Raw genomic sequence first — 362 nt, 5'->3', positions numbered from 1 at the left:
GGCGTCGAGCGGCGGACGGGTGAGTAATGCCTAGGAAATTGCCTTGATGTGGGGGATAACCATTGGAAACGATGGCTAATACCGCATAATGCCTACGGGCCAAAGAGGGGGACCTTCGGGCCTCTCGCGTCAAGATATGCCTAGGTGGGATTAGCTAGTTGGTGAGGTAATGGCTCACCAAGGCGACGATCCCTAGCTGGTCTGAGAGGATGATCAGCCACACTGGAACTGAGACACGGTCCAGACTCCTACGGGAGGCAGCAGTGGGGAATATTGCACAATGGGCGAAAGCCTGATGCAGCCATGCCGCGTGTATGAAGAAGGCCTTCGGGTTGTAAAGTACTTTCAGTTGTGAGGAAGGG

The 362-nt window shown here is 55.0% G+C and carries 1 rRNA gene; it reads left to right on the top strand.

The window, feature by feature from the left end:
- Window positions 1-362: ribosomal RNA gene (locus A136_RS10780) — 16S ribosomal RNA — on the top strand; the annotation flags it as partial.

Origin of the sequence: Vibrio crassostreae 9ZC13, assembly GCF_000272045.2 — a bacterium.
Taxonomy (GTDB): domain Bacteria; phylum Pseudomonadota; class Gammaproteobacteria; order Enterobacterales; family Vibrionaceae; genus Vibrio; species Vibrio crassostreae_C.
This window is presented reverse-complemented; position numbering and strand designations above follow the sequence as displayed.